This is a genomic window from Mesorhizobium sp. M2A.F.Ca.ET.039.01.1.1, from assembly GCF_003998035.1.
Taxonomy (GTDB): domain Bacteria; phylum Pseudomonadota; class Alphaproteobacteria; order Rhizobiales; family Rhizobiaceae; genus Mesorhizobium.
Window position 1 is genome coordinate 1 of sequence record NZ_RZRY01000832.1, and the last position, 2,438, is coordinate 2,438.

Here is a 2,438-nt window from a genome sequence, read left to right on the forward strand (position 1 = left end):
GGTCGAGAATGCCGGCGGCAGCGTCACGCTTGGCGACGCCGTCGGCGGCGGGCTCAAGGTCGAGGTGCGGCTGCCGCTGGCGTGAGGCCACTGGCCGCGTCAGTGTTCCGATTCTTCGTCCGGCAGTTCGAGCGTACGACCCGCATAAAGAATCCGCAGGATGATCACTTTGTCATCCACGATTTCAAACGCGATCGTCGCGCGCCGGCGCCACCCCACCGTACGCAAACCCCGGGGCGATCTCGTCATGACGCATGCCACGCTCCGGAAATGTCGCGACGTCGAGGCAATAGTCGATGAGACCTCCGACAAAGCGCAATGCCGTTTCCACGCCGGCTTTAGGCGCCAATTGGTTCAGCAGTTCGGCAATGTCTCGCTCGGCGGCAGCGTGGAACCTGACCTGGTACTTCATGCACCGGAGCGCGGTTTAGCGGCGATCGCGTTGATGTGCTCAGAGAGATTGCGGCGCAGCTGTTCGGCCGTCAACAGCTTCTCGGGACGGGCGCGCGCATCCCGCATTATCGGCACGACTTCCTCGCGCAGCCAAGGTTCAACCGCCGCATCACGCGCCGCAAGCGTGCGCAAGCCATCACGGATGACCTCGCTTTCGGTGGCGTATTCGCCCGAGGCCACCTTGTCTTTCACCATCTGCGCCATTTCGAGCGGCAGTGTGATCGTCAGGGGTTGGGAGTTTCGCATGACCGTCTCCTCGATGCCCCTTGATATAGCACTGGTGCATGACTTTGTCATACACTTTAGGCAAGGCCGCACACCAAACATCGAACCATGATGGTGTGCGGCGATCGATCACGTCCCCTGCTCGTTGAATGGCGCCGGGCGCCACTTCACCACATAGTTCTCGAAGCGGGTGATCAGGAACTCCACCACCAGCGCCATCACCGCCAGGATGATCATGGCCGCGAAGACGCCATTGGCGTTGAAGGCGCCCTGCGCGGTGGAGATCAGGAGGCCCATGCCCTGCTTGGCGCCGAGGAACTCGCCGACGACCGCGCCGACAAGGGCGAAGCCGAACGAGACATGCAGGCTGGCGAGGATCCAGCTCATCGCCGAAGGAATGATGACCGATCTCGTGATCTGCATCGGCGAGGCGCCGAGGATCTGGGCGTTGGCGATCATCGCCCTGTCGGCCTCGCGCACACCCTGAAAGGCGTTGGCGAAGACGACGAAGAACACCATGACGACGGCCAGCGCCACCTTGGACGCCATGCCGAGGCCAAGCGCGATGATGAAGACCGAGCCCAGCACCACGCGCGGCACCGAGTTGGCGATCTTGATGTAGATCGAGAAGACATCCGCCAGCAGCTTGTTGCGGCCGAGGATGATGCCCGCCACGATGCCGCCGACCGCGCCGATGGCAAAGCCGAGGAACGTTTCCTCCAGCGTCACATAGATCTGCAGCCAGAGCGGCCCCTGAGAAGTGCCCTCGGTGACCCAGGACCAGATCTGCTCCCATATCCCCGACGGGCTGGAGAAGAAGAACGGGTCGATGATGCTGTAATCGGCGCAAAGTTCCCACAGGCCAAGGAAGACGACGAGGATCGCAAGCCGCAGGCCGATAACCAAGGCATGGCGCTTGCGCAGCCGCACCCTCGCCTGCGCTTCGGCGGCGACGATCGAGGTCGCGCGGATGGCAGCCTGTTCGGTAGGAGAGATGGCGGTCATGCTGCTTCCCCTTTCAATGGCCGGTCTGAAAGCCACGGCTCTGGCCGAGCTGCACTTCCTCGCGCAGATCGTTCCAGATCACCTTGGCGATCTCGATGAATTTCGGGTCGTAACGGATGTCGGCCATGACGCGGGGGCGCGGCAGGTCGATACGGTAGACGCTCTTCACCGTGCCCGGACCGGCGGTCAGCACATAGACCTTGTCGGCCAGCGCCACCGCTTCCTCCAGATCATGCGTGACGAAGACGACGGAGGATTTGAGTCCCGACCACAGGCCCAGCAACTCGTCCTGCATGGCGGTGCGGGTCTGCATGTCGAGCGCGCTGAACGGCTCGTCCATCAGCAGGATCTTGGGCTGGTTGATGAAGGTCTGGGCCAGCGCCACGCGCTTGCGCATGCCGCCCGAGAGCTGGTGCGGGTAATGCTTCTCAAAGCGCGAAAGTCCGACGCGGCCGATCCAGTCGCGCGCCTTCTCATAGGCTTGCGCCTTCGGCGTGCCACGGAAGAGCGGACCGGCAGCGACATTGTCGATGACGCTGCGCCAGGGAAACAGTGCATCGGCCTGGAAGACGAAGCCGATGTCGCGGCTGATGTCGGTGACCGGATTGCCCATGACGCGGACATTGCCGGTCGTTGGACGCAAGAGACCGGTGACGAGGTTAAGCGTGGTCGACTTGCCGCAGCCGGTCGGGCCGACGACGCAGGCGAACTCGCCTCGCACCACCGTCATGGTGAAATCGCGGATCGGCGTCCTC

4 protein-coding genes are annotated in these 2,438 nt (G+C 63.2%); all 4 read right to left on the minus strand.

What is annotated here, in order from left to right:
• Window positions 1-184 precede the first annotated feature (184 nt).
• Window positions 185-412, minus strand: a complete 228-nt coding sequence (locus EOA24_RS34340) for a type II toxin-antitoxin system RelE/ParE family toxin (RefSeq protein WP_126078176.1) — start codon at window positions 410-412, stop codon at window positions 185-187.
• Complete coding sequence (locus EOA24_RS34345; protein ID WP_126078177.1) at window positions 409-699, minus strand: type II toxin-antitoxin system ParD family antitoxin; 291 nt, start codon at window positions 697-699, stop codon at window positions 409-411. Before EOA24_RS34345 ends, EOA24_RS34340 begins: the two co-directional genes overlap by 4 nt.
• A gap of 108 nt (window positions 700-807) precedes the next feature.
• Window positions 808-1,683: an ABC transporter permease gene (locus EOA24_RS34350; protein WP_126078178.1), complete on the minus strand. Its 876-nt coding sequence runs from the start codon at window positions 1,681-1,683 to the stop codon at window positions 808-810.
• A gap of 13 nt (window positions 1,684-1,696) precedes the next feature.
• On the minus strand, window positions 1,697-2,438 hold a 742-nt coding region (locus EOA24_RS34355; protein WP_133374769.1), incomplete at its 5' end, for an ABC transporter ATP-binding protein.

Coding starts and splice junctions, on each gene's coding strand:
- EOA24_RS34340 (WP_126078176.1), bottom strand. CDS start 412: ATGAAGTACCAGGTCAGGTTCCACGCTGCCGCCGAGCGAGACATTGCC.
- EOA24_RS34345 (WP_126078177.1), bottom strand. CDS start 699: ATGCGAAACTCCCAACCCCTGACGATCACACTGCCGCTCGAAATGGCG.
- EOA24_RS34350 (WP_126078178.1), bottom strand. CDS start 1,683: ATGACCGCCATCTCTCCTACCGAACAGGCTGCCATCCGCGCGACCTCG.